The organism is Salinispora pacifica DSM 45544 (assembly GCF_000378845.1).
GTDB lineage: Bacteria > Actinomycetota > Actinomycetes > Mycobacteriales > Micromonosporaceae > Micromonospora > Micromonospora pacifica.
In genome coordinates this window covers 1,127,431-1,152,943 of record NZ_KB905359.1, presented here as the reverse complement: position 1 = coordinate 1,152,943, position 25,513 = coordinate 1,127,431, and the positions used below count along the sequence as shown (strand labels likewise).

At 72.0% G+C, this 25,513-nt stretch carries 22 protein-coding genes; all 22 read left to right on the top strand.

From position 1 onward, the window contains the following. Nucleotides 1-76 precede the first annotated feature (76 nt). The 22 genes from SALPAC3_RS0105170 (at nt 77) to SALPAC3_RS26690 (ending at nt 25,470) form a co-directional block, all read left to right on the top strand. Entirely contained in the window at nt 77-673 is a 597-nt protein-coding gene (locus SALPAC3_RS0105170; protein WP_018220201.1) for an ArsR/SmtB family transcription factor, read from the top strand. Next, a complete protein-coding gene (locus SALPAC3_RS0105165) occupies nt 673-2,052 on the top strand; it encodes an MFS transporter (protein ID WP_018220200.1) in 1,380 nt (459 codons plus the stop codon). The genes SALPAC3_RS0105170 and SALPAC3_RS0105165 overlap by 1 nt, the downstream gene beginning before the upstream one ends. A 120-nt stretch (nt 2,053-2,172) precedes the next feature. Next, a complete protein-coding gene (locus tag SALPAC3_RS0105160) occupies nt 2,173-3,681 on the top strand; it encodes a replication-associated recombination protein A (RefSeq protein WP_018220199.1) in 1,509 nt (502 codons plus the stop codon). Between the two features lie 1,601 nt (nt 3,682-5,282). Then, on the top strand, nt 5,283-6,092 hold the full coding sequence (locus SALPAC3_RS0105155) for a hypothetical protein (protein WP_018220198.1): 810 nt from the start codon (nt 5,283-5,285) through the stop codon (nt 6,090-6,092). Between the two features lie 153 nt (nt 6,093-6,245). Then, nucleotides 6,246-6,707 (top strand): DUF948 domain-containing protein, encoded by a 462-nt coding sequence (locus tag SALPAC3_RS0105150; RefSeq protein ID WP_018220197.1) that lies wholly within the window; start codon nt 6,246-6,248, stop codon nt 6,705-6,707. 30 nt (nt 6,708-6,737) lie between these two features. Continuing rightward, nucleotides 6,738-7,043, top strand: coding sequence for a hypothetical protein (locus tag SALPAC3_RS0105145; RefSeq protein WP_018220196.1), 306 nt, complete (start codon nt 6,738-6,740; stop codon nt 7,041-7,043). Further along, nucleotides 7,040-9,718, top strand: coding sequence for an alanine--tRNA ligase (gene alaS, locus SALPAC3_RS0105140; RefSeq protein ID WP_018220195.1), 2,679 nt, complete (start codon nt 7,040-7,042; stop codon nt 9,716-9,718). Before SALPAC3_RS0105145 ends, alaS begins: the two co-directional genes overlap by 4 nt. Nucleotides 9,719-9,782: 64 nt before the next feature. After that, nucleotides 9,783-10,244, top strand: coding sequence for a Holliday junction resolvase RuvX (gene ruvX / locus SALPAC3_RS0105135; protein WP_018220194.1), 462 nt, complete (start codon nt 9,783-9,785; stop codon nt 10,242-10,244). Next, the gene (gene mltG, locus SALPAC3_RS0105130; protein ID WP_018220193.1) at nt 10,241-11,446 is read left to right on the top strand and encodes an endolytic transglycosylase MltG; all 1,206 of its coding nucleotides are present in this window, start codon (nt 10,241-10,243) and stop codon (nt 11,444-11,446) included. The genes ruvX and mltG overlap by 4 nt, the downstream gene beginning before the upstream one ends. Beyond that, entirely contained in the window at nt 11,436-12,263 is an 828-nt protein-coding gene (locus tag SALPAC3_RS0105125) for a shikimate dehydrogenase (protein ID WP_026185247.1), read from the top strand. Before mltG ends, SALPAC3_RS0105125 begins: the two co-directional genes overlap by 11 nt. A 235-nt stretch (nt 12,264-12,498) precedes the next feature. Continuing rightward, entirely contained in the window at nt 12,499-14,430 is a 1,932-nt protein-coding gene (locus SALPAC3_RS0105120; RefSeq protein WP_018220191.1) for a delta-60 repeat domain-containing protein, read from the top strand. Nucleotides 14,431-14,517: 87 nt separating this feature from the next. Then, complete coding sequence (locus SALPAC3_RS0105115; protein WP_026185246.1) at nt 14,518-15,060, top strand: acyltransferase; 543 nt, start codon at nt 14,518-14,520, stop codon at nt 15,058-15,060. Next, nucleotides 15,053-16,798: a P-loop NTPase family protein gene (locus tag SALPAC3_RS0105110; protein WP_018220189.1), complete on the top strand. Its 1,746-nt coding sequence runs from the start codon at nt 15,053-15,055 to the stop codon at nt 16,796-16,798. The genes SALPAC3_RS0105115 and SALPAC3_RS0105110 overlap by 8 nt, the downstream gene beginning before the upstream one ends. Nucleotides 16,799-16,806: 8 nt before the next feature. Beyond that, on the top strand, nt 16,807-18,219 hold the full coding sequence (locus SALPAC3_RS0105105) for an O-antigen ligase family protein (protein WP_018220188.1): 1,413 nt from the start codon (nt 16,807-16,809) through the stop codon (nt 18,217-18,219). Beyond that, a complete protein-coding gene (locus SALPAC3_RS0105100) occupies nt 18,216-19,796 on the top strand; it encodes a lipopolysaccharide biosynthesis protein (RefSeq protein WP_018220187.1) in 1,581 nt (526 codons plus the stop codon). Before SALPAC3_RS0105105 ends, SALPAC3_RS0105100 begins: the two co-directional genes overlap by 4 nt. Before the next feature lie 8 nt (nt 19,797-19,804). Further along, entirely contained in the window at nt 19,805-20,707 is a 903-nt protein-coding gene (locus SALPAC3_RS0105095) for a sulfotransferase domain-containing protein (RefSeq protein WP_018220186.1), read from the top strand. Continuing rightward, nucleotides 20,704-21,966: a hypothetical protein gene (locus SALPAC3_RS0105090; protein ID WP_018220185.1), complete on the top strand. Its 1,263-nt coding sequence runs from the start codon at nt 20,704-20,706 to the stop codon at nt 21,964-21,966. Before SALPAC3_RS0105095 ends, SALPAC3_RS0105090 begins: the two co-directional genes overlap by 4 nt. Before the next feature lie 103 nt (nt 21,967-22,069). Continuing rightward, entirely contained in the window at nt 22,070-22,552 is a 483-nt protein-coding gene (locus SALPAC3_RS0105085; protein WP_018220184.1) for a glycosyltransferase family protein, read from the top strand. A 59-nt stretch (nt 22,553-22,611) separates the two neighbouring features. Then, nucleotides 22,612-23,178: a glycosyltransferase gene (locus SALPAC3_RS0105080; RefSeq protein ID WP_408640410.1), complete on the top strand. Its 567-nt coding sequence runs from the start codon at nt 22,612-22,614 to the stop codon at nt 23,176-23,178. After that, nucleotides 23,175-24,113, top strand: a complete 939-nt coding sequence (locus SALPAC3_RS0105075; protein WP_050563726.1) for a glycosyltransferase family 2 protein — start codon at nt 23,175-23,177, stop codon at nt 24,111-24,113. The genes SALPAC3_RS0105080 and SALPAC3_RS0105075 overlap by 4 nt, the downstream gene beginning before the upstream one ends. A 79-nt stretch (nt 24,114-24,192) precedes the next feature. Beyond that, nucleotides 24,193-24,858 (top strand): class I SAM-dependent methyltransferase, encoded by a 666-nt coding sequence (locus SALPAC3_RS0105070; RefSeq protein ID WP_026185244.1) that lies wholly within the window; start codon nt 24,193-24,195, stop codon nt 24,856-24,858. A 93-nt stretch (nt 24,859-24,951) separates the two neighbouring features. Further along, on the top strand, nt 24,952-25,470 hold the full coding sequence (locus SALPAC3_RS26690; RefSeq protein WP_332308165.1) for a DUF1990 domain-containing protein: 519 nt from the start codon (nt 24,952-24,954) through the stop codon (nt 25,468-25,470). Nucleotides 25,471-25,513: the final 43 nt, after the last annotated feature.

The window sequence follows — 25,513 nt, the reverse complement described above, 5'->3', positions numbered from 1 at the left end:
GTCGACGTCGAAGACATTGCACAACTTTTCTGCACAACTCTTGTGCACAAGAGTTGTGCAGAGATAGTGTGCAAGCATGACTGATGATCGGGAACGGGCCGGGCCGACCCCGCGCGTGGTGCACATCGACCACCGGCAGATTCGGGTGCTGGCGCACCCACTGCGGATCCGGCTCCTCGGGGCGCTGCGGGTGCAGGGTTCGGCGACCGCCACCATGCTGGCCGAACAGCTCGACACCAACACCGGTGCCACCAGCTACCACCTGCGTCAGCTCGCCGATGTGGGGCTGGTCGCCGAGGATCCCGACCGGGGCACCGGCCGGCAGCGCTGGTGGCGGGCCGCGCACGAGATCAGCGACTTCGAGCCCACCGACTTCGACGACGACCCGGACGCCCGTGCCGCCCTGGAGTGGATCCAGGGCCACCAGGTGCGCCTGCTGACCGAGCAGGCGCAGCGGTGGCACGCGGCGCAGAGCGAGTGGTCGTCGGAGTGGCGGGACGCCTTCGGGATGGGCGACGCCTTCCTGACCCTCCCGGCAGACCGGCTGAAGGCGCTCAACGACGAACTCTGGCAGGTCCTGGAGCGATACCGCGAAGCAGCCGACCCGGCGGAGCCCGGCGCCGAGCAGGTCCAGGTCTACCTCGCCGCCTACCCGCTGCCGAAGGAGGCGTGATGGCCACCCTCTCGGTCCATCAGGTCCGGCATCGCTACCTCATCCTGCTCAGCCTGCGCTGGCTGCCGGTCGGCCTGCTGGTCCCGGTCTTCGTCCTGCTGATGCAGGAGCGGGGCCTCACCCTCACCGAGATCGGCGTGGCGTTCGCCGCCCAGGGTCTCCTCGTCCTCGTGCTCGAGTTGCCGACCGCCGGGCTCGCCGACGCCGTGGGACGCCGGCCGGTGCTGGTGCTCGCCGCGGTGGTCAACCTCGTCTCCATAGCGCTCTTCGTCGTGGCTGACTCGTTCGCCCTGCTGGTGGCGGTGTGGGCGTTGCAGGGGGTCTATCGGGCGCTGGACAGCGGCCCGCTCGAGTCCTGGTTCGTGGACAGCACCCTCGCGGCCGACCCCGAGGCCGAGTATGAGCGCGGGCTGAGCCAGGGCGGGACGGCGCTCGGTGTCGCCATGGCGGCCGGCGCGCTGCTCAGCGGCGGGCTGGTCGCGCTCGGACCGGTCGGCCCGTTCAGCGCGTTGACCATGCCGATCGTGGCCATCGTGGTGCTGCAGATCGTCGGGCTGGTAGCCCTGCTCGCCCTGCTGCGCGAGCGTCGTGCCGCCGCCGGGTCGTCGGCGCTCCGCGAGTCGATCGCGGAGGCCCCCCGGATGATCGGCCAGGCGATGGGGCTGCTGCGCCGCTCCCGGGTGCTGCTCGCCCTGCTCGCGGTCGAGCTCTTCTGGGGCTTCGGCATGGTCACTTTCGAAGCTCTCCTGCCGGTTCGGCTCGCCGAGGTGCTCGGCGACTCCGATCGAGCCGGGGCGCTGCTCGGGCCGGCAACCATGGTGGCCTGGCTCGCGAATGCCGGCGGCGCGGCGGCGACCCCGCTGCTCACCCGGCGGCTGGGCGCCGCGCCCGCCGCGGCGCTGCTGCGGATCGCGCAGGGCGTCACCGTGGTCGGGATGGCGCTGCTCGCCGGTCCGGTCGGCGTGCTGATCGCCTTCGTCGTGTGCTACGTCGTGCACGGCGCCTCGAACCCGTTGCACATGGGGCTGGTGCACCGGCAGGTCGACGGGCCATACCGAACCAGTGTGGTCTCCCTGAACTCGATGGTGGCCATGCCCGCCGGTGCCGCCGGGGGGATCGTGCTCGGCCTGGTCGCCGACCGGGCCGGGGTCAGCGTCGCGATGCTGGCCGGCGCGGTCGTGCTCGCGATCGCCGCGCCGCTGTACCTGCCCGCCTGGCGGGCGAGCCGCGATGCTTCGGTCGGTACGCCGACGGCCGCCGCCTCGCCCGAGCCTCCGGTGACCCAGCCCGAGGGCTCGGCGACGGTCAGCGGGCAGCCCGGCGCGCCCCCGGCCCGCGCTGGGGACCCGACCACCGGCGCGGGCGCGGCTCGGCGGTGAGGGCGGTGCCACCGGCCGCGTCGCGCTGCCGGTGGCACCGGCCGGACCGGAGGGGCAGGTCAGCGTTGCCCGGCGGCGCTGATTCTGTTGACCCCGGCCGGGCCCGGTACTGTTCCCGTGATGGATCCCGACGTCCTCTTCTCCTTCGGAGAACCCGCCGCCGCGGCTGTCGCGGCCGCGGGTACCGCCGGCATGACCGGGTTCACGCCGGTCGGTCAGGATGCGCCGCTGGCCGTCCGGATGCGCCCGACCGGGCTCGACGAGCTGATCGGCCAGGACCACCTGCGTGCCCCCGGCGCGCCGTTACACCAACTCGTCTCCGGGGCCGCGCCGATGTCGGTGATTCTCTGGGGGCCGCCCGGCAGTGGGAAGACCACCATCGCGCACCTCGTGGCCGGAGCCACCGACCGTCGCTTCGTGGCGATGTCGGCGCTGAACGCCGGGGTGAAGGACGTCCGTGCCGTCATCGACGTCGCCCGCCGGCAGCGCCGCGCCGGTGGCCCGCAGACCGTGCTCTTTATTGACGAGGTGCATCGGTTCAGCAAGACCCAACAGGATTCGCTCCTCGCCGCGGTCGAGGACCGGACCGTCACGCTGCTGGCGGCGACGACCGAGAACCCGTACTTCTCCGTCATCTCGCCGCTGTTGTCCCGGTGCGTCCTGCTCACCCTGCAGCCGTTGGGTGACGACGCGGTGCGCAGTCTGCTCCGCCGTGCGGTCGCTGATAGTCGTGGCCTGGGCGGCACGCCCGCCCTCGCCCCCGACGCCGAGGAGCATCTGGTCCGGCTCGCCGCCGGTGACGTCCGTAAGGCGCTCACCGCTCTGGAGGCCGCGGCCGCCTCCGCCACCGCGGTCGGCGCCAACCACATCGACCTGTCCACCGCCGAGCAGGCGGTGGACAGCGCCGCCGTCCGCTACGACCGCGACGGCGACAGCCACTACGACGTGACCAGCGCGTTCATCAAGAGCATGCGCGGCTCCGACGTGGACGCGGCGCTGCACTGGCTGGCCCGGATGCTGGTCGCCGGGGAGGATCCGCGGTTCATCGCCCGACGGATGGTCATCTTCGCCAGCGAGGATGTCGGCATGGCCGACCCGGGTGCGCTCGGCGTGGCCACCGCCGCCGCCCACGCGGTGGAGTACGTCGGCCTGCCGGAGGTCCAGCTCAACCTCGCCCAAGCGGTGATCCACCTGGCCACGGCCCCGAAGTCGAACTCGGCGACCACCGCCATCGGGGCGGCCCTCGCCGATGTCCGGGCTGGTCGGGGCGGGGCGGTGCCGCGCGGGCTACGGGACGCGCACTACCCCGGCGCCAAGGGGCTCGGCCACGGCACCGGCTACCGCTATCCCCACGACGACCAACGGGGTGTGGTCAACCAGCAGTACGTGCCCGACGACCTCGTCGGCACCGACTACTACCAGCCCAGCCAGCACGGGGCCGAGCGAGCCGTCGCTGATCGGCTGCCGCTGCTGCGCCGGATCATTCGCCGGTCGGCGCCGACGGCTGACCGCCGGCCGGCGGCGGCGCCCGGTGGCGCCGGGGCGGGTAACGGCCGCCAACTCGAAAGGCCGGGTGACGACGGGGCGTACGAGGGTGGCGCGGACGCCACTGAGGAGGGGCAGCAGTGAAGTCGCGAGGGGCGGACCAGCCCGAGGAGAGCGCCGACCAGCGGCGCAGGGGGCGCCGCTGGGGGCGGGGGAAGGCCGAGGCCGCTGCCGACGAACCGGTCAGCGGTGAGGAGTTCGGCTGGATTGACGACCTGCGTACGGCCAAGGCGCAGCGGGGGGAGTTGGGTCCGGAGGGCGGGCCCGGCCCGGCCACGCCGCCGCAGCGGCCCGGTGCTGACCCGGGCCTGAGCGGCACCGGGGCGGCACCGCCCGGTCGTCGAGACGTGCCCGAAGCGCCGCGTCCGCGTTCCGACGCTGACCGGCTCCCCGCTCCGGCTGGGCCTCCCGCACTGCCTGGGCCTCCCGCACTGCCTGGGCCTCCCGCACTGCCTGGGCCTCCCACACGGCCTGGGCCTCCCGCATCGCCTGGTACCCCCGCACCGCCTGGACCCTCGGCCGCGCGGACCCACGGGCGTGGTGGCCCGCCCGGTCCTTCCACACCTCCCCGGCCGCCCGCTCCTCCCGGCCCCTCGGCCCCCCAGACCCACGGGCGTGGTGGCCCGCCCGGCCCGCCGGCCGCCGAGCCGGTCGGCCGTGGCCGCCCGGCAGCGCCGCCCCGTCCTCCGGCCGCCGCCGCGTCCCAGCCGGGCCTCGCCCCACCGGCCGGCCGGGGTGGACGACGTGGCGCCGAGCCGACGGGCGCTCCGGGCACCCCGCCGGCCGTCCCCGGCCGGGCCGGCGACGACCCGACCGGCGGGATTCCTCCCGCCCCGGGTGGACACCGTGCCCCAGCCGAGGGCGGCAGGTCACCCGGCCACGGTGCTGCCCCGCCGTCCGGTGGTGTCGCTCGGCATGGCCGACGGGAGATGTCGGAGGAGGACACCGTTGTACCTCGGGGCCGCCCGCCCGCCCCCGGGGGTGGCCCGGGCCGGGCCACCCCCGGGGTGAACACCGAGATCCCGAGCCCGCGCACCGACAGCGCTGACCCGGCCACCAGCGAGGGGCGGCGCGCTCGACCGAAGCGGCCCGCCGACTGGCTACGGCAGGCCGGCCGTACTCCCCACCAGACCGATCCCACGCTGCGTTCCCTGAATCAACCGGCGGTCCCCCCCGGCTCGCCGGTAACCCCGCGAAGCGTGCCGCCCGCCGAGGGTCGGGTACCCGCTGACGGTCCGCGGTCCGGACCCGAACCGTCCCGGGGCGCTCCCGCCGCCGGCCGAGCGCGACCCGGCCCCGCTGGTCCGCCCCCGGGAGCGGCTGGCCCCGCGCGGCCACACCCGCCCGCTGGACCGGCTGCCGAGCGGCCCCGCCCGTCCGCCGCCGCGAGCGGCGCGATCGGGGAGCCACCCCCGTCCGGCCCGGGCGTTGTCCGTCCGGTCCGTCCGGACCAGCCACCACCACGGGCCGCCGCTGGGCCGCCCCCGGGCGCGGTTGCCCCGCGGCATGCCGGCCCGCCGACCCCGGCGACGGGCGGAACTGCGCCACCCGTCGTGGCCCGGCCCGGCGCCCCGGACGGTCGACCGGGGATGGCGGCCCCACCCGGCGTAGCCCGACCCGGCGATGCACCAGCTGGTCCGCGGCCCGTGGCTGCGACGGCCCGGCCGGCTGGGCCCCGTCCCAGCGTGGACGAGCGACCGTCGGGTCGCGCGCTGCCGCCACCCCGAGAGCCGGCCCGGGCCACGCCCCAGGGCGGCCCGCCGGCGCCGTTCGAGGCCGCGCCGGACGGGCCACCGCCCGGCGGCGCAGAACCCCCCGCGGTCGACACCACCACGCCGGACGGACCCGGCGGACCCCGCTCGTACCTGCGCCGGCAACCGCAGCAACGGCTCCGGACCGGAGCCCTGGCGCTGGCCAGCATCGTGCTGCTCGGTGTTGTCCCGGCCGTCTTCGGGCTACAGACGCTGAGCCGGGACCCGGTCTTTGCCTCCCTCGACCGGTTGGCGGTCCCCAGTTGGGCAGCGACCGAGACGGTGGACGATGTCAGTGGCAGCCGCTGGTGCCTACTGGACTGTCGACTGCGCGAGCGCACCGTGGCGTCGGAACGTTCTCCGGAGGAGACGGTCCAGGTCTACGAGGCGTCGCTGCGCGGGGAGGGCTGGCGGCCGTGGCGGGTCGACCGCTGCCCCGAGCAACCGGCGAAGGGCAGTTACACCTGCTGGCAGCGGGATGAGCTGACCCTCGACCTGTGGGTGCGCGAGCCAGCCTGTGTGCCGCCGCCAGTCGACGGCGAGCCGGCGCTCGTGCCGTCCCCGGATCCGTCAACCCAGGCGGAGGAGTGCGCCGGCTCGTTGGTATCGGTGAAGGTGCGTAACGCCATCGACGACGACCGGACGAGACCGCAGCCGAGTACCGACCCGTCGCTCACCGGTGAGGATCCCTACCCCACCTCGTCCGTGGATCCGCTCGGTGAACTGACCCCCTCACCATCCTGAGGCGGTCTCCATCACGGACGGTAGGGTCTGGGCTGGCAGGCCCGCCTGCCTCCGGTCAACCAGTGGCCGGGGCGCGCGGCACGGGCGTGGGGGACGACGGCGGCTTGCTGCGAGACGTCCGGTGCCCGCGGATTCGGCTTGAGGAGGACAGGCGTGGACCTTGGAGAAGTCGCGGCGCTGATCGCGGCGATCGCGTTCGCGATGCTGGTGTTGATCCTGGTGCTGCCAATCCTGCGGCTGCGGCACACCGTCGACGCGGCCACCCGGATGATCAACGACGTCAATGAGCGTACCGCGCCACTGCTCGGCGAGGTCGACATCACGGTGAGGAACGTCAACACCGCCCTGGATCAGGTGCAGACCTCGTTGGATGGGGTGAACCTCCAGCTCGCCAAGGTCGATACCATGACCAACCACGCGCAGAGCATCACCGCCAACGTCGCCAATCTCGCCACGATCATCTCCGCCGCTGCCGCGAGCCCGCTGGTCAAGGTGGCTGCCTTCGGCTACGGCGTGCGCCCGGCCACGGCGGCCCGCCGGCACGCGGAGACCGAACGTGAGGTGCGGGACACCATCAGGCAGCAACAACGGGGCCGCCGGCGCGGCCGCGGCTGAGCAGCGTCGGGGGAGCAGGAGGGGGAGAGCATGAGGCGGTTGTTCTGGCTGGGCATCGGGCTGGCCGTGGGCGTGCTGGTGGTTCGCAAGGCCACCCAGGCGGCCCAGGCCTACACGCCGGCCGGCATCGCCGGCGGGCTGTCCGAATCCGCTGGCGGCCTGGCCGATTCGGTACGTAGCTTCGTATCGGACGTCCGGATCGGAATGGCCGAGCGCGAGCAGGAGATTCACGAGGCCTTCGCGCGCGGCGAGGCGTTCGATGACACCGTCGCTGACCTGCGGGAATATCCGCGCACCGGCGACCGAGAGACTTTCCCGGAGGAGCACCAGCGATGAAGACGGCGGAGATCAGGCGGCGGTACCTCGCGCACTTCGAGGCGAACGGTCACACCGTGGTGCCGTCCGCTCCGCTGCCCGCCATCAGCGACCCGAACCTGCTGTTCGTCGCCGCCGGCATGATGCAGTTCGTCCCCTACTTCCTGGGGCAGCAGACCGCGCCCTACAAGCGGGCCGTCAGTGTGCAGAAGTGCCTCCGTACGCCGGATATCGACGAGGTGGGCAAGACCAGCCGGCACGGCACGTTCTTCCAGATGAACGGCAACTTCTCGTTCGGGGACTACTTCAAGGACGAGGCGATCCGGCTGGCCTGGGACCTGTCCACCAAGCCGGTTGCCGCCGGGGGGCTCGGACTCGACCCGGAGCGGATCTGGCCGACGGTCTACCACGACGACGACGAGGCGTTCCAGCTCTGGCGGTCGATCGGGGTGCCGGCGGACCGGATCGTGCGTCGCGGCAAGGCCGACAACTTCTGGTCGATGGGCATCCCCGGCCCGTGCGGTCCGTGCTCCGAGCTGTTCTACGACCGCGGCCCCGCGTATGGCCCGGAGGGTGGCCCGGCGGTTGACGAGGACCGCTACGTGGAGTTCTGGAACCTCGTCTTCATGCAGTTCGAGCGGGGCCCGGGCACCGGCAAGGAGGACTACCCGATCCTCGGTGACCTGCCGGCGAAGAACATCGACACCGGGATGGGCCTGGAGCGGATGGCGTCCATCCTCCAGGGCGTGGACAACCTCTACGAGATCGACGAGGTGCGGCCGATCCTGGCCAAGGCCGCCGAGCTGACCGGCAAGCGGTACGGCGCGCACTCCAGCCAGGTCGCCAGCGAGTCGCACCCGGATGATGTCCGGTTGCGGGTCGTCGCCGACCACGTCCGCACCGCACTGATGCTGATCGGGGACGGGGTAACCCCGAGTAATGAGGGGCGGGGCTACGTGCTGCGCCGCATCGTGCGCCGGGCGATCCGTTCGATCCGGCTGCTGGGCTGGCAGGAACGGGCGATGCCCGAGCTGCTGCCGGTGGCCCGCGACTGCATGGCCGCGTCGTACCCGGAGCTGGCGACGGATTTCGGCCGGATCGCCGACTACGCGTACGCGGAGGAGGATGCGTTCCTGTCCACGCTGCGCGCCGGCACCACGATCCTGGACACCGCCATCGCCGAGACCCGCACCGCGGGCGGGCGGGCGATCTCCGGCGCGAAGGCGTTTCAGCTGCACGACACGTACGGCTTTCCGATCGACCTGACCCTGGAGATCGCCGGCGAGCAGGGCCTGCAGGTCGACGCCGAGGGCTTCCGTCGGTTGATGGCCGACCAGCGCGCTCGGGCGAAGGCCGACGCGCAGGCCCGTAAGACGGGGCACGTGGACCTCTCCGCGTACCGGACGGTGCTGGACGAGGGCGGCCCGGTCACCTTCACCGGCTACCAGGAGGTCTCGCGCGAGTCGACGGTGCGGGCGGTGCTCGGCGCGGCCAGCCCGCACGCCGCGGCGGTGGAGGGCGAGACGGTCGAGCTGGTACTCGACACCACCCCGTTCTACGCCGAGGGCGGTGGTCAGCAGCCGGATCTTGGCGTGATCACCGTCGGCGGGGGCCAGGTGGAGGTCCTCGACGTGCAGCAGCCGGTGCCGGGGTTGATCGTCCACCGGGCCCGGGTGCTGCGGGGGGAGGTGCGGGCGGGTGAGACCGGCTTCGCCGAGATCGACACCGACCGCCGTCGGGCGATCTCCCGGTCGCACACCGCGACCCACCTCGTGCACCAGACCATGCGTAACTTCCTCGGTGAGTCCGCGACCCAGGCCGGTTCGCTGAACGCGCCGGGGCGGCTCCGGTTTGACTTCAACACCCCGACCGGGGTGGCGCCGAGCGTCCTGCGGGATGTGGAACAGCAGGTCAACGAGGCGCTCCTGGCGGACCTGGAGGTGCGTGCGTTCGTCACCTCGCTGGCCGAGGCCCGGCGGATCGGGGCGATGGCGCTCTTCGGCGAGAAGTACGGCGAGCAGGTACGGGTCGTCGAGGTCGGTGACTACGCGCGAGAGCTGTGCGGCGGTACCCATGTGGGCCGCTCCGGCCAGCTCGGCCTGGTGAAGATCCTTTCTGAGTCGTCGATCGGGTCCGGGGTTCGCCGGGTCGAGGCGTTGGTCGGGATCGACGCGTTCAACTTCCTTGCCCGCGAGCATCTGCTGGTGGCCCGCCTCGCCGAGCTGTACCGGGTCCCGTCCGACCAGGTCGCGGAGCGGGTGGAGCAGACCGTCACCCAGCTGCGTGACGCCGAGAAGGAGCTGGAGAAGCTGCGCGCGCAGCTGGTGCTCGGTGGCGCGGCGGCCCTCGCCGCCCAGGCGACCGAGGTGCGTGGGGTGGCGTACGTCGGGACCGAGGCGCCCGAGGGTGCGGCCGGCAATGATGTGCGGACGCTCGCGCAGGAGATCCGTGGCCGGATCGACCCGGCGCGTCCGGCGGTGGTCGCGGTGGCGGCCCGGGCGAACGGCAAGGCTTCACTGGTGGTGGCGGTCAACCCTGCCGCCCGCAGCCAGGGGCTGTCGGCGGCGGATCTGGTCAAGGTAGCCTTCGCCGGTCGGGGTGGGGGCAGCCCCGAGTTGGCCCAGGGGGGCGGTCTGCCGGCGGCGGAGGCGCCGGGGCTGCTCCGCACTGTCGAGAATGCCATCGCCGGGGCGTAAGGTGCCGGGGGACACCCGGTGCCGGAGGCGCAGCCCGCTCGTTCTCTCAGGGAGGTGACCATTCGTGGCGCAGTGGTCCCGGGGCGTACGCCTCGGGGTGGATGTCGGACAGGTCCGGGTCGGCGTGGCTCGGTCCGACCCACACGGCGTCCTGGCTACCCCGCTGGTCACCCTCGCCCGGGATCGCACCGCCGCGCCGGAGGCGGTCCCCAGCGACATGGCCGAGCTGGCCGCGTTGGTGACCGAACACGAGGCGGTCGAGGTGGTGGTTGGCCTGCCGGTGAATCTCGCCGGTCGGCAGGGCCCCGCCGCCGTACACGTGCAGACGTATGTCGGCCGTCTGGTCGAGGTGATTTCGCCTGTGCCGGTGACGCTCGCCGACGAGCGGATGTCGACGGTGGTGGCTAGCCGTAGGCTTGCTGAGCGTGGCGTTCGGGGCCGGCGGCAGCGCGCGGTGGTGGACCAGGCGGCCGCGGTGGAAATCCTGCAGAGCTGGCTCGATGCGCAGCGGAGGCGGATGAAATGATCGAGGAACTGGACCCCGGTTTTGATACCGATCGGGGAGAGAAGGGCCGGCATCGGCGCGGCTACGTGCGGAAGCGCCAGCGCGAACGCCAGCGCGGCTCGGGCGGCGGGCGCGGCAAGACCGTGCTGGCCCTGCTGCTTACCCTGACTCTACTCGGCGGCCTCGGTGGTGGCGCCTACTACGGCTTCGAACGGATCCAGGGCCTGCTCGGCACGCCAGACTACGACGGTTCCGGGACCGAGGCGGTGACGGTCGAGATCCCGGAGGGCGCCCCGATTGCCGCGATCGCGGTCACCCTCTACGAAGCCGGGGTGGTCAAGAGCACCAAGGCTTTCGTCAATGCGGCGGAGGACAACAGCCAGAGCAAGAACATCCAGCCCGGCCGGTACGAGTTGCGTAAGCAGATGAGTGGCGAGTACGCGGTGGCCGCGATGCTGGACCCGAAGAATCGGGTCGTGAACGGGCTCACTGTGCCCGAGGGGCGGACGGCGAAGAGCATCTACAAGCTGCTCGCCGAGGAGACCGAGATTCCGGCGGAGGAGTTCGAGGCGGCGGCGAAGGATCCGCTCGCGCTCGGTGTCCCGGAGTGGTGGTTCAAGCGGACCGATGACCGGAAGGTCGAGCCGTCGATCGAGGGTTTCCTCTTCCCCGACACCTACGAGCTTCCCCCGGATCCCACGGCGGAGTCGATTCTGGCGCTGATGGTGGAGCGGTTCCTCACCGTCGCCGAGGAGCTGGAGTTCGTCGACCGGGTGCAGAACGAACGCCAGATCGCGCCGTACGAGGCGCTGATCGTCGCGTCGCTCGCCCAAGCCGAGGCGGGTACTCCGGAGGACCTCGGCAAGGTCGCCCGGGTCGCCTACAACCGGGTCTACGGCGAATTCGACTGCAACTGCCTGGAGATGGATGTCACGGTCAACTACTACCTGGAGTTGACCGGCCAGGAGACCAAGACCTCGGCCGAGATGACCCAGGATGAGCTGCTCGACACCGACAGCCCGTACAGCCGCAAGCTCAGGGGCCTGATCCCCACGCCGATCAACAACCCGGGTCGGCTGGCGTTGGAGGGTGCTATGGACCCGCCGCCGGGAAAGTGGCTCTTCTTCGTCGCGATCAACAAGGAGGGGGAGTCCGCCTTCGCGGAAACCTACGAGGAGCAGCTGCGCAACGAGGCCAAGGCGAGGGAGGCGGGTGTCATCTGAGCGCAGGCGCGCGGCGGTGGTCGGCGCCCCGATCGCGCACTCCCTCTCCCCGGTGATCCACAACGCCGGCTACGCCGCGGTGGGCCTGGACGACTGGTCCTACACCCGCTTCGAGTGTGCCCAGGCGCAGCTGCCGGCTCTGGTCGCCGGCCTGGGCCCGGAGTGGGCGGGGCTATCGGTCACCATGCCGGGCAAGGAGACGGCGCTCGCGGTGGCCGCGACGGCGTCGCCGGTCGCGGCCGCTGTCGGCGCGGCCAACACCCTGGTACGTCGGCCGGACGGCTCCTGGTACGCGGACAACACCGATGTCGCCGGCATGGTGGAGGTGCTGACCGCGGCCGGGGTTGCCCCGGAGTCGACGCTGACGGTGCTCGGTGCCGGTGGTACTGCCCGGGCGGCGGTGGCCGCGGCGGCGGCGCTGCGGACCCGGACGGTGACCGTGGTGGCCCGGCGGAAGACCGCGATCGACGAGTTGCGTCCGGTCGCCGCGGCGGTGGGCGTGCCGCTGACCGGGGCTCCCTGGGCCGACGCGGTCGCGGCCTGCTCCGCCGACGTGGTGATCTCGACCGTGCCGGCCGGGGCCGCCGATCCGCTCGCCATGGCGGTGGCGTGGCGGCCCAGCACTGTGCTCTTTGACGCCCTCTACGACCCGTGGCCGACCCCGCTCGCGTCCGCGGCGCAGACCGCCGGCTGCCGGGTCTGCTCTGGTCTGGATTTGCTGCTGGCCCAGGCGGTCGGTCAGTTTGAGCAGTTCACCGGGGTGCCGGCGCCGCGGGCGGCGATGGCCGCCGCCCTCACGGCGGCTCGGGCTGGCTGACTCCCGTCGCGGCGACTCGTCCCGCGTCAGAGGCGACCCGGCGGTGCCGTGCGCCGAGCATGGGAGGCCGGGCGTGGTCGGACCGCTGCGGCGGCGGGGCAATTGCCAACCAATCGGTGGATATCGCTGACCGGGTGGGGCAAGGCACGCTACGCGAGTCCTTGCCCTGTGGAGGTGTAGCGTGCCTGACTTCTCGCTTCGTTGGCAGATTTCGAATCGCCCTGTTTGGACGGCTGTGGTTTGCGCGGTAGCCGTCGTCGCCGCGTTGCTCGTACCCACCGCGGCCGCGGCCACCGTCCCGCCGGTGCCCGAGACGCAGATCCTGGTGTCGAGCGATCCGGTTGACGAGACACCGCACGCCCGTGACGGTGAGGTCCGTGCCTTCGCGCAGATCGGCTCGACGGTGTACGTCGGGGGCACCTTCACGCAGATCCGACCGGACGCGACCGCGGGGTGGACCAACCGGCGCTACCTGTTCGGCTACGACAGGGCCACCGGGGCGATCTCGACGACCTTCCTGCCGGTGCTGGACGGCGCGGTGAACACCTTGATCGCCGGTCCGAACGACACGTTGATCGTTGGTGGGGCGTTCCGGAACGCCAACGGGGTGTCCCGGAAGAATCTGGTGGCGCTCGACCCGAGTACCGGCGCCACCGTCGCCAGCTGGGTGGGCCGCTCCGACGGCGGCACCGTGCGGGATATGGCGCTGTCCGGCGGCTGGCTCTACCTGGCGGGCGCCTTCAACTGGGTGAACGGCACTCCGCACGCCGGGCTCGCCCGACTGCACGCCAGTACAGGGGCGATCGACCCGACCTTCGCCGTCAACGCCACCGGGGGGCGACACGGCACCAGTTCGTATGTCTGGACCATCGACGTGTCCCCGGACGGGCAGACGTTGGTAGCGGGTGGCAACTTCACCGACATCAACGGCTTGTCGCGGAACCAGATGGCGCTCGTCGACCTCTCCGGTACGCCGAGTGTCCTCGACTGGAGCACGGAGAAGTTCGTGGCGCCGTGCGGTGGGCAGCCGGCTTTTTCCTACGTGCAGGATGTCCGGTTCGGCGGTGCCGGCAGCTGGTTCGTCGTCGGTACCAACGGCGGGTCGGGCTGGCCGGCGGGGTACTGCGACGCGCTCGTGCGGTTCGAGACCGCGGCCCGCGGCGACGGTCAGCTCGGCACCTGGGTGAACTACACCGGTCGGGACACCATCACCTCGGTCGAGGTGGTCGACAACGTCATCTACCTCGGCGGGCACTTTCGCTGGCTGAACAATCCGACCGCGTACCGGGGCGGCGCCGGCGACGGCGCCATTGACCGGCTCGGGATCGCCGCGGTCACCCCGGCCACCGGGATGCCGGTGAACTGGAATCCGCGTCGCAGCGGCGGCTCGTCGCTGCCCCCCGGCGCCACTCCGTGGGGCTCCACCGTGCCGGTGCTCTGGCGGGGCGACGACGGGCTCTACTTCGGGCACAACTCCGACGGAATGGGGGGCGAATACCATGGCCGGCTCGGGATGTTCCCCCGCTCCGGTGGTCGGACGATCATCCCGAAGACCCCGTCCACCGCGACCAGCGGCAACCTCTACCTGGGCACCGGGGAGGGCGAGCTGGCCCGGATTCCGTTCGACGGCGCCGGCATCGGCGCACCGACCACGGTCAGCCAGCCGAACTACACCGGCGCCGGGGCGACCTGGGGAATGGGTGACCGGATCTACTGGGCACACACCGTCGCCGGTTCCCCGACGGGCAGCCGGATCGACATCTCGATGTTCCCCGGGGGAGTTGTCGGTGCCCCGTGGAGGTCGTCCGGCTACAACGACTGGTTCGACGCGGCGGAGCTGACCGGCGCCTTCTTCCTCGGCGGTCGCCTCCACTACACCCGGGCCGACTCCGACGCCCTGCACTACCGGTACTTCGAGACGGATGGGAACTACCTCGGTGCCACCGAGTTCACGCTGCCCACCACCGGGGTCGACTGGTCGACGGTGCGGGGCATGGCGTGGGTGGACGGCAAGATCGTGTACGGGAACACCGACGGGAACCTGCGCGGCGTCCCCTTCCGGCCGGCGGTCGACCCGGTGGTGGACGGCGCGGAACGCGTCCTGCTCGTGACCGCGGGACCGGAGCTGACTTGGTCCACTCCACGACTGTTCTTCACCGTGCAGTAAGGCGACCGACGGTCGTCGATTATGGTGGGTGCTTCACGTTGGCTGACGGTGTTCTGTGCCGTCGTCCCCGGACGTGAGGAGGGGTCGTTGCGGGGCATCCGCCGTGGTATTGGGGTAAGAGCCGGGTTCGCGCTGAAGCGCGGCTGGTACCGGTTGCGCTATCCGGGGCTGAGCCTCGGCCGGGATGTGGAGATTCGTGGGCGGGTCCGGCTACGCCGTGGCGTGCGGGTGCGCATCGGTGACCGGACCCGGATCAACAAGCTGGTGCGGTTCGCTGGTCCGGGCGAGGTTCGAGTCGGCGCCGACTGTCTGCTGAGCGCGACCTGGGTCGGCGTCTGGACCTCGGTCACGATTGGGGACCGCTGCCTGTTGTCGAACTGTGAGGTGCGGGACAACGATTTCCACAATCTACGGCCCGAGGTGCGACACGACCCGCCCACCTCACGGACCCGAGCGCCGATCGTCCTTGAGGACAACGTCTGGATCGGCGCACACGCACTCGTACTGAAGGGTGTGCGGATCGGCCGGGACAGTGTCGTGGGTGCCGCCACGGTGGTGCGGACGGATGTCCCGCCCCGGGTGGTGGTTATCGGAAATCCGCAACAGACGGTGAAGAGTTTCGATGACTAACGCCGGTGGTGGCGGCTGGACCGCCGACGCCGCCGCCGGCGGGGGGACGCCGGGTCGAACGGTCACCCTGACCGACCTGCTCCGCGTGCCGCTGCACCGGATCCGGGTGCTGGCCGGTGCGGCCGTGCTCGGGCTGCTCGCCGCACTCGGCTACGTGCTGTTGGTGCCGAGCGCGGTGACCGCCGACGCCGTGGTGGCGGTCCGACCAGTGGTCACCGACGCCTTCACCCCGAGCGGCGCCTCCGCTGACCGCGCAGTGAACATGAACGTGGAGCGCGGCATCGCCACTGGGACCGAGGTGGTGCGGCGGCTGGTGGACGCTACCGGCCGGGACCAGCGTGACGTGCAGGACGCCCTCGAACTGGAGGTGCCGACCGGCGGCCAGATCCTGCGCTTCCGATTCACCGCGAACTCACTTCAGGAGGCGGTGGCGGGCGTCAATCTCGCCGCCGCGGCCTACCTCGACGTGCGCCGCACCATGTACGAGCAGCAGCGGGCGGACATCCTGCGCTCGTACGACGAGACCATCAGCGAGGTGCAGGCCCAGCAGGCGGCGTTGCAGCGTCGGATTGCCAGTGCTCGGGAGGGCGAGGCGGACGCGGCGGTGGCCGAGCTGTCCGGTGTGAACAGCCAACTGGTCCAGCTCGGCTCGGCCCGGACCGAGATCGCGGCGGTCGACGTCAACCCCGGCTGGGTCACCCGCGAGGCGGAGCCGGACCTGGTCTCCACCGGTGCTGACTGGCTCTTCCCCCTGCTCGCGGGACTCCTGGGCGGTGCGCTGCTCGGCGTCGTGCTGGCCTACGGGTGGGAGTCGGTGGACCGACGCATCCGGTCGGTTGACGACGGCCGGGACGCGACCGGCCTGACCCTGCTCGGTACCGCCCGCGGCCCGAAACCACGCAGCTCACCACAGGCCGTGGACGCTGATATCCGGTACGTGGCGATGGCCATCGCTGGGCGGACTCGGGAACCGACCCGAATCGTGTTGTTGACCACCCGGGGGGATCAGTCCGCGATGAGCGCCGGGCTGGCGGTGGCGCTCGCCGGGACCGGTCGGGAGGTGTACCTCGCCGATGACACCGGTCGCCTGGGGGGGTTGCGTAGTGAGGTGCTGGCTAGTGTGGCGCGACTGCCGGCAACGGCGCACTTCGCCCGGCCGGTGGCGCCGCAGCCGCGCCAGGGCCGGCGGACGGCCCCCGTTGATGAGGTTACCGAGCCGATTGCCGTCCGGCGACCATCCCCGCGCCCGAACGCTGCGCCGCGCCCGAACGCTGCGCCTCCGAACGCTGCGCCGCGCCCGAACGCTGCGCCGCACCCGACCGTTCTTCCCAGCCAGGCCACCGTCCACCGGGCGACCGGGACCGGTCACGGCGCTGCCACCAACCGCCCGGCCTCCGACGACCCGGATGGCACGATTTCGCTGCCCCGGATTGCATCCACCACGCCGAGCAGTGGAAAGAGCGCCGTCGCAGCGCCTGCCGACGCGGTTGTGGTGGGCGCCGGCACCATCCGGTTCGGCACCTGGGGACAGCGGGCCGCCAGCGGCTTGGTGCTGTTCAACGCCCCACCGACCGAGGCCGATGAGCGGGGCGTCGCGGCGGCCCGACAGGGCGTCGCGGTGGTGGTGGTCGAGCAGGACCAGACCCGGCAGAGCGAACTACGTCGGCTGGCGGAGCGGCTGCGAGCGGCCGGCGTGGTCCCGCTCGGCTTCGTCCTCACCCACCGCGGTCGGGGCTGACCGTGCCCGTGGGTGGGATCCCGGCGACGAGCGAGCCGGCCGGGGACGGGGCCGCCGACGTCCTAGCGCCGCCACCACAGCCCGCGCCGCCACCACTGCCACCACCGCTGCGGCTACCGATCTGGCCGCTGGCGCTGATGTTCGGCCTGGTGCCGATCTGGTGGCTGGCCGGTGCGTTCTATCTGGGCTGGCCGTTGTTGGGTGCCGTGCTGCTGGCCCTGCTGCTGGTCCGGGGTCGGGTTCCGCTGCCGCCCGGCACCGGGGTCTGGCTGCTCTTCCTCGCCGTGGTCCTGGTCAGCGCCACCCGACTGGGGTCGCCCAGTTCGGTGTTGACCTTTGGGCTACGGCTGGGGTTCTACGCCACCGCGCTGGTGGTCGGCGTCTACGTCTACGTGGTGGCCCGGGAGCGGGCCGGAGGCAGCGAGGTGCTCCTGCCCCTCTGCGCGTTCTGGCTCGGGTTGGTGGCGTTGGGCTGGCTCAGCGTGCTCGCCCCCCGGCTCGGCCTGACCACCCCGGTGGAGGTCCTGCTGCCCGATGCGATCGCCGCGGAACCATTCGTCCAAGACATGGTCCACCTCTCCACCGCCGAGTACAGCACCCGGTCACCGAACCCGGTCTACCGTCCCGCGGCGCCGTACGCGTACACCAACAACTACGGCAGCGCGTACGCGATGGTGTTGCCCGGTGTGATCGCGGTGATCATGCTGCGGCGGCGTGGGGTGCTGCGCTGGCTGCTGCTCGGGTCGTTGCCGCTGTCCCTGGCACCGGCTTTCCTCACCCTGAACCGAGTGATGTTCCTCAGCCTCGGTGTCGGCCTGCTGGTGCTCGGTGTCCGGGCCGGTTGGCGCGGCAACACCCGGGTCGCCACCTCGATTGTCGGGGTGGTGCTGGTGGGTCTTGTCGCCACCGTGTTCATTCCGGTCACCCAGCTGATCGGGGACCGGGTCGAGAACAGCGGCACCAACACCGACCGGCTCGCCCTCTACCGAGCGGTGCTCGGGCGGGTCGGTGAGTCGCCGTGGCTCGGCTACGGCGCTCCGGTGAACGTCGACACCGTCTCGGCCGAGGCGCCGATCGGCACCCAGGGGCAGTTGTGGATGGTGCTGTTCAGCCACGGGATCCCCGCCCTGCTGTGCTTTCTGGCCTGGTTCGTCGTGGCCGCCCTCCGCTGCGCCCGGGGGGTCTCCCCGGCGGGGCAGTGGCTGGCGATCATCCCGGTGGTGTGCCTGGTGCAGATCCCCTTCTACGGCATGGCCAACCAGAACCTCGCTGTCGCCTTCTACGCGGTCGCCTTCGCCATGGCACGCGCCGAGGGCGAACGGGCGCCACGGCACCGGCCCCCGCTGGACCCCGGCCCGGCTGGCCCGGCACGAGGGCAGCCCCCGCGGCTGCCGACGACTCTTCGCCGGGTGGCCGCATGACCGCCGGCACCGCTCCCGCGGCGGCGTCCGGCCGCGCCGTCGGGCAGCCGGACGAGGCGGAGCACCGGGGCAGTGTGCGCAGCGGGGTCGCTGGGTTGCTCGGCGCGGCGACCAGCGGCCTCTTCGGCTTTCTCCTTGCGGTGGTGATCACCCGCGGCTACGGCCCCACCGGCTCCGGCGTCTTCTTCGCCGCGATCGGGGTGGTCACAGTGGCCACCGCCGTGTGCACGCTGGGTGCCGAGACCGGTCTGCTGTGGGCGCTGCCGCGCCGCCGTGCGGCCGGGGGGCCGGGGGAGGCCGCCCGGGTGCTGCCGGTGGCCCTACTCCCACCGTTGGCGGTTGCCGTGGTGGTCGCGCTGATCGGGTGCTTCGCCGCCGACTCCCTGGCACCCCGGGTGTTCGGCCCGGCCGCCGGGTCGCAGCTGCTGGCGGTGAGCTTCGCCGCCGTTCCGGTGGTTGTCCTCCTGACGCTGCTGCTCGCCGCCCTGCGGTGTGTGCGGCCGATTCGGGCGTACGTGTCGGTGCAGTTCTTCCTCCTGCCGGTGGCCCGACCGGTCCTGGTCGGCGTCGCGGTTCTGGTCGGCGGTGGCCTGGTGGCCGGCGTGTCCGCCTGGCTGGTTCCAGCTGCCCTGGCCCTGCTGGTCTGCCTGGCCCTGGTCGGGGGGCCGCTGCGCATCGGGCGGGGTGCCCGGCTCCGCCCCAGACCGCAGGACTGGTCAACCTTCTGGCGGTTCGCGCTGCCCCGAGCCGTCTCGGCCGCCATCGATGCCGGCAACCTGTGGATCGGGGTGCTGTTGACCTCGGCGCTCGCCGGGGCGGAGGAGGCCGGGGTGTTCGGTGCCGTCGGCCGGTACGTCCTCGCTGGCCAACTCGCCATCCAGGGGCTGCGGGTGACGGTTGCCCCCCGGCTGTCCCGGCTGCTCGGCGCGGGCCAGACGGCCCTCGCGGCGGCCGTGCACCGGCGGTTGACCACCTGGGGGTTGGTGCTCTCCTGGCCGGTGTACCTGCTGCTCGCTGTCTTCGGGATGGCCTTCCTGGAACTCTTCGGGCCGGGATTCACCGCCGGAGCCACCGCGCTGACCGTCCTTGCCCTGGCCATGCTGGTGCGCACGGGATCGGGCAATGTGCAGAGCCTGCTGCTGATGGGGGGTCGCAGTGGCCTACACCTGGCCGCCACCCTGGGTGGGCTGCTGGTGACGGTCTCGCTCGGCCTGGTGTGGATTCCCGGGCATGGCGCCACCGGCGCAGCGATCGCCTGGGCCGCGGGCATCCTCACCGAGAACCTCACGGCCGGGACGTGCGCCTGGCTCGTGGTGCGGCACCCGCTGGTGGACCCGGCGATGCTACGCGCGGCGGCGATCACCGCCGCCGTGGTGGCCGCCGCCGCCGGAGTGGGGGTGCTGGTCGGCGGGCGGGGCATTCCCGGCCTGCTGGTGGCGGTGGCGGTGCTGGCGGTCGGTGGGGTCGGCACGTTGTCCCGAATCCGGCCCGTTGTCGGTGCGGTCCTGAGACAACTCCGCGGCGCGGGGGCGGCCGTCCCGGCCACCCCCGCCCCACCAGAGCAGAAGGACAGGTGAGGTCCGTCGTGTCGGCGATCCGAGACCGGGTGAAGTGGTTCGTGCCGAACCAGGTGACCGAGCGGGTGCGGGAGTCTCTCGTCGGCTACGGCGTGCAGACCAGTGACCGGCGGCCACTGCCAGATTTCCTGGTCATCGGCACCAAGCGGGGCGGTACCACGTCACTGTGGAACTATCTGGTCCAGCATCCGCTGGTGCCGCGGCTCTTCCCGGCCTGGAACACCAAGTCCACCCACTACTTCGAGGAGCACTGGCGGCGGGGCGAGGCGTGGTACCGGTCGCACTTCCCGACCCGGCGCCAGCGGGCGGCGCTACAGCGACGGCACGGCGGCCCGGCCCGGGCCGGTGAGGCCGCCCCGCTGTACATGTTCCATCCGCTCGCCGCCGAGCGGGTCGCCGCGTTGATGCCCTCGGTCAAGCTGGTGGTGCTGCTACGCGATCCGGTGCAGCGGGCCTACTCGCACTGGAAGGAGCGGCGTACGCACGGCATCGAGCCGCTGGACTTCGCCGCCGCCCTCGACGCCGAGCCGGAGCGTACCCGGGGGGAGCGGGAGCGGCTGGCGGCCGAGCCGGAGTACGTCAGCGAGGCGTACGACTGGTACACCTACCGGGCCCGGGGCCGCTACCTCGAACACCTTCAGCCGTGGCTGGACCGGTTCGACCGCACGCAGTTCCTCTTCCTGCGCAGCGAGGACCTCTATCGAGACGCCCGGTCGACGTACCGCCGTACCCTGTCTTTCCTCGGGCTGCCGGCGTACGACCTGGCGAGCTTCCGGGTCTACAACGACCGCCGCTCCGCGCCGCTGGACCCGGCACTTCAGGCGGAGCTGACGGCCTACTACCACCCCTACAACGAGGCGCTGCGGCAGCGGCTCGGAATCGCCCTCGACTGGCCGGGTGACGCCGGGTGACCGGGCGGGCCACGGCCTCAGCCGACCCGCGGACCCGTACCGATGGGTTGGGTTGGGTCACCCGGGCGGTCTTCGGTGCCGAGCAGGTCGGGCTCACCATGGCCGGCCGGCCGCCGACCGGGCACCGGACGGTGGCGCGGTACGCGATCGTGCCCTCTGTTCGGCGGGCCCGGTTTCTGTTGCCGTTGGGCGCCCCGCGGGCGACGGCGGCGTCGCTGCTGGCGTACAACGCGCTGCGACCACCCCGGGTGCGGGCGGCGCGGGCGGTTCTCGGTGGGCTCGCCCGGCTCGGTGGGCTGGAACTGGCCCGATTCCCGGTCCTGACCGTGTCGCTGCCCGACGCGGTCGCCGCGGAGGAGGCGCTGCTCAGCCACCGACTCGCCGCCGTGCTGGGCGGGGGAGCCGCGTACGCGGCGTGTGGGGTGCGACCGCCGGATCCGAACCACAAGCCGACCCTGCAACTGTTCGCCCCCAATGGCCGCCCGCTCGGCTTCGCGAAGATCGGCTGGAACGACGCCACCCGGGCCCTGGTGACCGCCGAGGCGGCGGCCCTGCGGGAACTCCCCGCGCTGGCCCGGGTGCCGGGCCACCCGGTGGCGCCGCGGCTGCTGGCCGAGCTCCGGTGGGCGGGGCGGTCCGTCGCGTTGGTGCAGCCACTGCCGCCGGCGGTCCGTGGGCTGTCCACCACCGCCGATCCCGAGGTCGCCGCGGTGCTCGCGGTGGCTCGCCGGGGCCGCCCGCCCGCCCAGCACCGGCCACTGGCCGGATCGAGCTTCCTGGCCCGGCTCACCCGGACCGCGCACCGGGCCGTCGCCACGATGTCGGCCGACACCCGGGCGGTCGTGGCGGCGGCGAGGCTCACCTCGCGGCACGGGGAGACCCTGGTCGAGTTCGGGCACTGGCATGGCGACTGGGTCCCGTGGAACCTCGGTCGGCAGGCCGACCGGCTGGTCGCCTGGGACTGGGAACACAGCGCCCCGGACGTCCCGCTCGGCTTCGACCTGGCCCACGACGCGTTTCAGCGGGCCCTGGTGCTGCGGGGTTCCTCCGCCGCCGCGGCGGCCGGCGCTGTTGACCTCCAACTCCGACGGTACGGCGACGCGCTCGGCCTGAACCAGGCCGGGCAGCGTCTGGTCGCTGACGCGTACCTGCTGGAGCTGTGGTTGCGGACCTGGCGCCTGGCCAACGCCGGGGCGGGCTGGAACCCCGCGCTACACCCCGCCCTGCTGGAGCTCCTAGCGCGGCGGGACCACCGGTGACAGACCGGTTTCCCGATGCCCCCACGGCGCGATACGTGGTCTGCTTTCGCAGGCCATCGGTCGATGCCGAAGTAGACCGAAGGAAGCGGACGGTGAGGCTCGTATGGAGATGTACCCCAGGGGTCGCGGTGATTCCCCGGTCCTGCTGCTCGTCGGATCGAGCGGTGGGCACCTGGCCCAGCTGCTGGCGCTGCGTTCCTGGTACGAGCGCTGGCGTCGCTGCTGGGTAACCTTCGACACCCCGGACGCACTGTCCCAGCTCGCGGGGGAAGAGCTCGTCGCGGCGCACCACCCGACCACCCGCAACATTCCCAATCTGGTGCGCAACGCGGTGCTGGCGGTACGGGTGCTGCGGCGGCATCGGGTCGCCGCGGTGGTGACGACCGGAGCCGGGGTCGCGGTGCCGTTCGTGGTCTTTGCCTGGCTGCGGCGAATTCCCACTGTCTACGTCGAGGTGTACGACCGGATCGACACCCCGACCCTGACCGCGCGCCTGTGCCGCCCGTTTCTCTCCGCGATGCTCGTGCAGTGGGAGGAGCAACGCCGGCACTACCCGGAGGCCACTGTGGTGGGGCCGCTGCTGTGAGCGGGTTCGAGTCCAGCCAGGCACCCCGGCGCCGGAGCTCTGGTGTCGGTCGGCTGCAGGTGTTGGTCATGGTCGGTACTGACAAGCACCCGTTTGACCGGCTGGTTGCCTGGCTTCGGGACTGGCATCCCACCGTCCCCGACCGCGTGGCCCTGACCGTCCAGCATGGGCACACCGGAGCGGCCGGAGTCCCCGGCGCCCTGGCCTTCCTGGGGCACGACGAGCTTCAGGCGGCGATCTCCACGGCCGACCTCGTGATCTGTCACGGCGGCCCGGCCACCATCCTGGAGGTTCGTCGGCACGGCCGGGTGCCGATCGTGGTACCCCGGGATCCGTCCCACGGCGAACACGTCGACGACCATCAGCTGCGGTTCGCACGTCGACTCGGGGCGGCGGGCCTGGTGGTGGTGTGCGAAACCCCAGCGGCGTTCGTGGCGACGCTCACCGCCGGCCTGGCCGAGCCGGCCCGGTTCGTCGTCCGGGCGGACCTCGATTCGGCCCGGGAACGGGAGGCCGCGGTGGTCCGGGTCGGGGAGACCGTGGAGAGCTTGGTGGTCGCGGCGAACGGCCGACGGGCCTGGTGGTGGCCGTGGTCCCGGTCGCCGTGGAGTGGAGCGCGAGGATGACCGCGCTGCCGCGGGCGACCGCACGGCCGAGGGTGAGTGCGGTGGTGCCCACCCGGGATCGCCCGGAGTTGCTGCGGGCCGCGGTCCGCGCCCTCCTCGACCAGGACTATCCGGGTGAGCTTGAGGTGATCGTCGTGTACGACCGTTCAACGCCGGATTCGAGCCTGACCGAGCTGTCCCGACCGGGTCGGCCGGTCCGGGTCACCGAGAACGGCCGGACGCCGGGCCTCGCGGGTGCCCGCAACACCGGCACCCTGGCTGCCACCGGCGAGTTGATCGCTTTCTGCGACGACGACGACGAGTGGTTGCCCGGCAAGCTGTCGGCGCAGGTTGCGGCGCTCACCGCCCTCCCCGACGCGGAGTTCGTCTCGGGTGGCATCCGGGTGAGCTACGACGGACACACCGTCGACCGGTCGCTGTCCCGGGACCGGATCACGCTCGCCGACCTGTTGCGGGATCGGCTGACCGAGCTGCACCCGTCAACCTTCCTCTTCCGCGCCGCCGTGCTCCGCGACGGCTTCGGACTGGTCGACGAGGAGATTCCGGGCAGCTACGCCGAGGACTACGAGTTCCTGCTGCGGGCGGCCCGCCGGGCGCCGTTGGTCAACCTGCGCACCCCGCTGGTGCTGGTGCGTTGGCACAACCGGTCGTACTTCACGCAGCGCTGGGACACCATCTCGGTGGCGCTGCAGTGGCTGCTGGAACGCTACCCGGAGTTCGGCAGCCAGCCGGCCGGCGCGGCCCGGGTGGCGGGGCAGATCGCCTTCGCCCGCGCGGCCTCCGGTGACCGCCAGGGCGCGCTGCGCTGGGCCCGCCGTACCCTCCGCGGCAATCCCCGGGAGCCACGGGCGTACCTGGCGCTCGCGGTGGCGGGGCGGGTGGTCCGGGCGGACGCGGTGCTGCGCACGCTGCACAAGCGCGGCCGAGGCATCTAGGGCCGCAGACCACCCCATTCATCCGTACGAGCCGCGAGAGCAGCAATCCCGGCGGCGCAGCAGGTAAGGAGCCCGTTCGATGGCATTTCACTCGTTGAGATTTCGTTTGGTGGACTCACCTTCCTCGGTGGGTGCCAAACGGAGGGCGCGCCGGGCGGCCTGGCTCTCCGACACGTTTCCCGACCTCGCCGAGATGAATGTGCTTGATCTTGGTGGACGGGTGGAGAGCTGGGCGACGGTGCCGGTCCGACCCGCGCACGTGCACGTGGTGAATCTGGAGCCGTTGCCGACGGAGCTGCCAGCTTGGGCTGAGGCCGATCAGGCCGACGCCTGCGAACTGCCGAAGCGGTTTTTTGGCCGCCGGTACGACCTGGTGTTCAGCAACAGCGTCCTGGAGCATGTCGGCGGGTACGAACGTCGTCGTCGGATGGCGGAGGCGGTCCGTGAGCTGGCCCCGGCGTACTGGGTGCAGACCCCGTACCGGTACTTTCCGGTAGAGCCGCACTGGGTGGCTCCCGCCATGCAGTTCCTGCCGGTGTCGGCGCGGGTGGTGGTGGCGCGGAAATGGCCCCTGGCCTACACGCCGGGCAAGTCGTACGAGGCGGCCATGCGGCAGGTCCTGACGACCGAATTGATCGGTCGAGCGGAGCTGCGTTATCTCTTTCCGGACGCGGGTATCCGTAACGAGCGGCTACTGGGCATCACCAAATCGTTGATTGCGATTCGAGGGTTGTCGTCGGCGTGACCGGCGCCTGTTTCGTCAGGGCCGGGAAGTTTGGGTCGTGGTGTTATCCGTGCAGCGCGGGAGTGACCAAAGAAAGCGCGACCTTGATTCGGGGTGGCTGTGGGGTGGGGTGAGCTAACCTATCCGGAGGTTGGTGCGTCAGCGGGCGTTCTTCCCTCCGGCTATCGACACGTCCATCGCATTGCATTTCTGGGTGCGGATGTTCAGGTCTTTGACCGGGCTGTTCAGGCCTTGCTTCGGTGGCGTATGCACCGGCGGGCTGGGATCAGCATTGATCGCCCAGAGCTGAGACCGGAGCCGGGGGTGGACTTTCGGCTGAGGGTCGGGTGGCGAGGGCTGCTGGTGCAGGCTCCCTGCCGTATTGTCTTCACGATTGACGAAAAAGATCGTGCTGGATTTGCCTACGGTACGCTCTCGGGGCATCCGGAGTGTGGCGAGGAGGCGTTTCTGGTACGTCGGGACGGGGCTGGGCGGTCATTTTTCGAGGTGCGAGCCTTCTCGCGGCCGGATTCGTTGACTGCTCGAATAGCTGGGCCGCTGGGGCGGTTCGCGCAGGATGTCATAACGTCGAGATACCTTGGCGCGATGCGGTCCCTGTCCCGGGCTGCCTGACCGGCTCCCACCTCCGGCGACCCCTCCCGACAGGTTGGGAGCG

Bases quoted from the DNA above. Each gene is read 5' to 3' on its own strand.
- SALPAC3_RS0105170 (WP_018220201.1), top strand. From the start codon at position 77: ATGACTGATGATCGGGAACGGGCCGGGCCGACCCCGCGCGTGGTGCAC.
- SALPAC3_RS0105165 (WP_018220200.1), top strand. From the start codon at position 673: ATGGCCACCCTCTCGGTCCATCAGGTCCGGCATCGCTACCTCATCCTG.
- SALPAC3_RS0105160 (WP_018220199.1), top strand. From the start codon at position 2,173: ATGGATCCCGACGTCCTCTTCTCCTTCGGAGAACCCGCCGCCGCGGCT.
- SALPAC3_RS0105145 (WP_018220196.1), top strand. From the start codon at position 6,738: ATGAGGCGGTTGTTCTGGCTGGGCATCGGGCTGGCCGTGGGCGTGCTG.
- alaS (WP_018220195.1), top strand. From the start codon at position 7,040: ATGAAGACGGCGGAGATCAGGCGGCGGTACCTCGCGCACTTCGAGGCG.
- mltG (WP_018220193.1), top strand. From the start codon at position 10,241: ATGATCGAGGAACTGGACCCCGGTTTTGATACCGATCGGGGAGAGAAG.
- SALPAC3_RS0105110 (WP_018220189.1), top strand. From the start codon at position 15,053: ATGACTAACGCCGGTGGTGGCGGCTGGACCGCCGACGCCGCCGCCGGC.
- SALPAC3_RS0105100 (WP_018220187.1), top strand. From the start codon at position 18,216: ATGACCGCCGGCACCGCTCCCGCGGCGGCGTCCGGCCGCGCCGTCGGG.
- SALPAC3_RS0105085 (WP_018220184.1), top strand. From the start codon at position 22,070: ATGGAGATGTACCCCAGGGGTCGCGGTGATTCCCCGGTCCTGCTGCTC.
- SALPAC3_RS0105075 (WP_050563726.1), top strand. From the start codon at position 23,175: ATGACCGCGCTGCCGCGGGCGACCGCACGGCCGAGGGTGAGTGCGGTG.
- SALPAC3_RS0105070 (WP_026185244.1), top strand. From the start codon at position 24,193: ATGGCATTTCACTCGTTGAGATTTCGTTTGGTGGACTCACCTTCCTCG.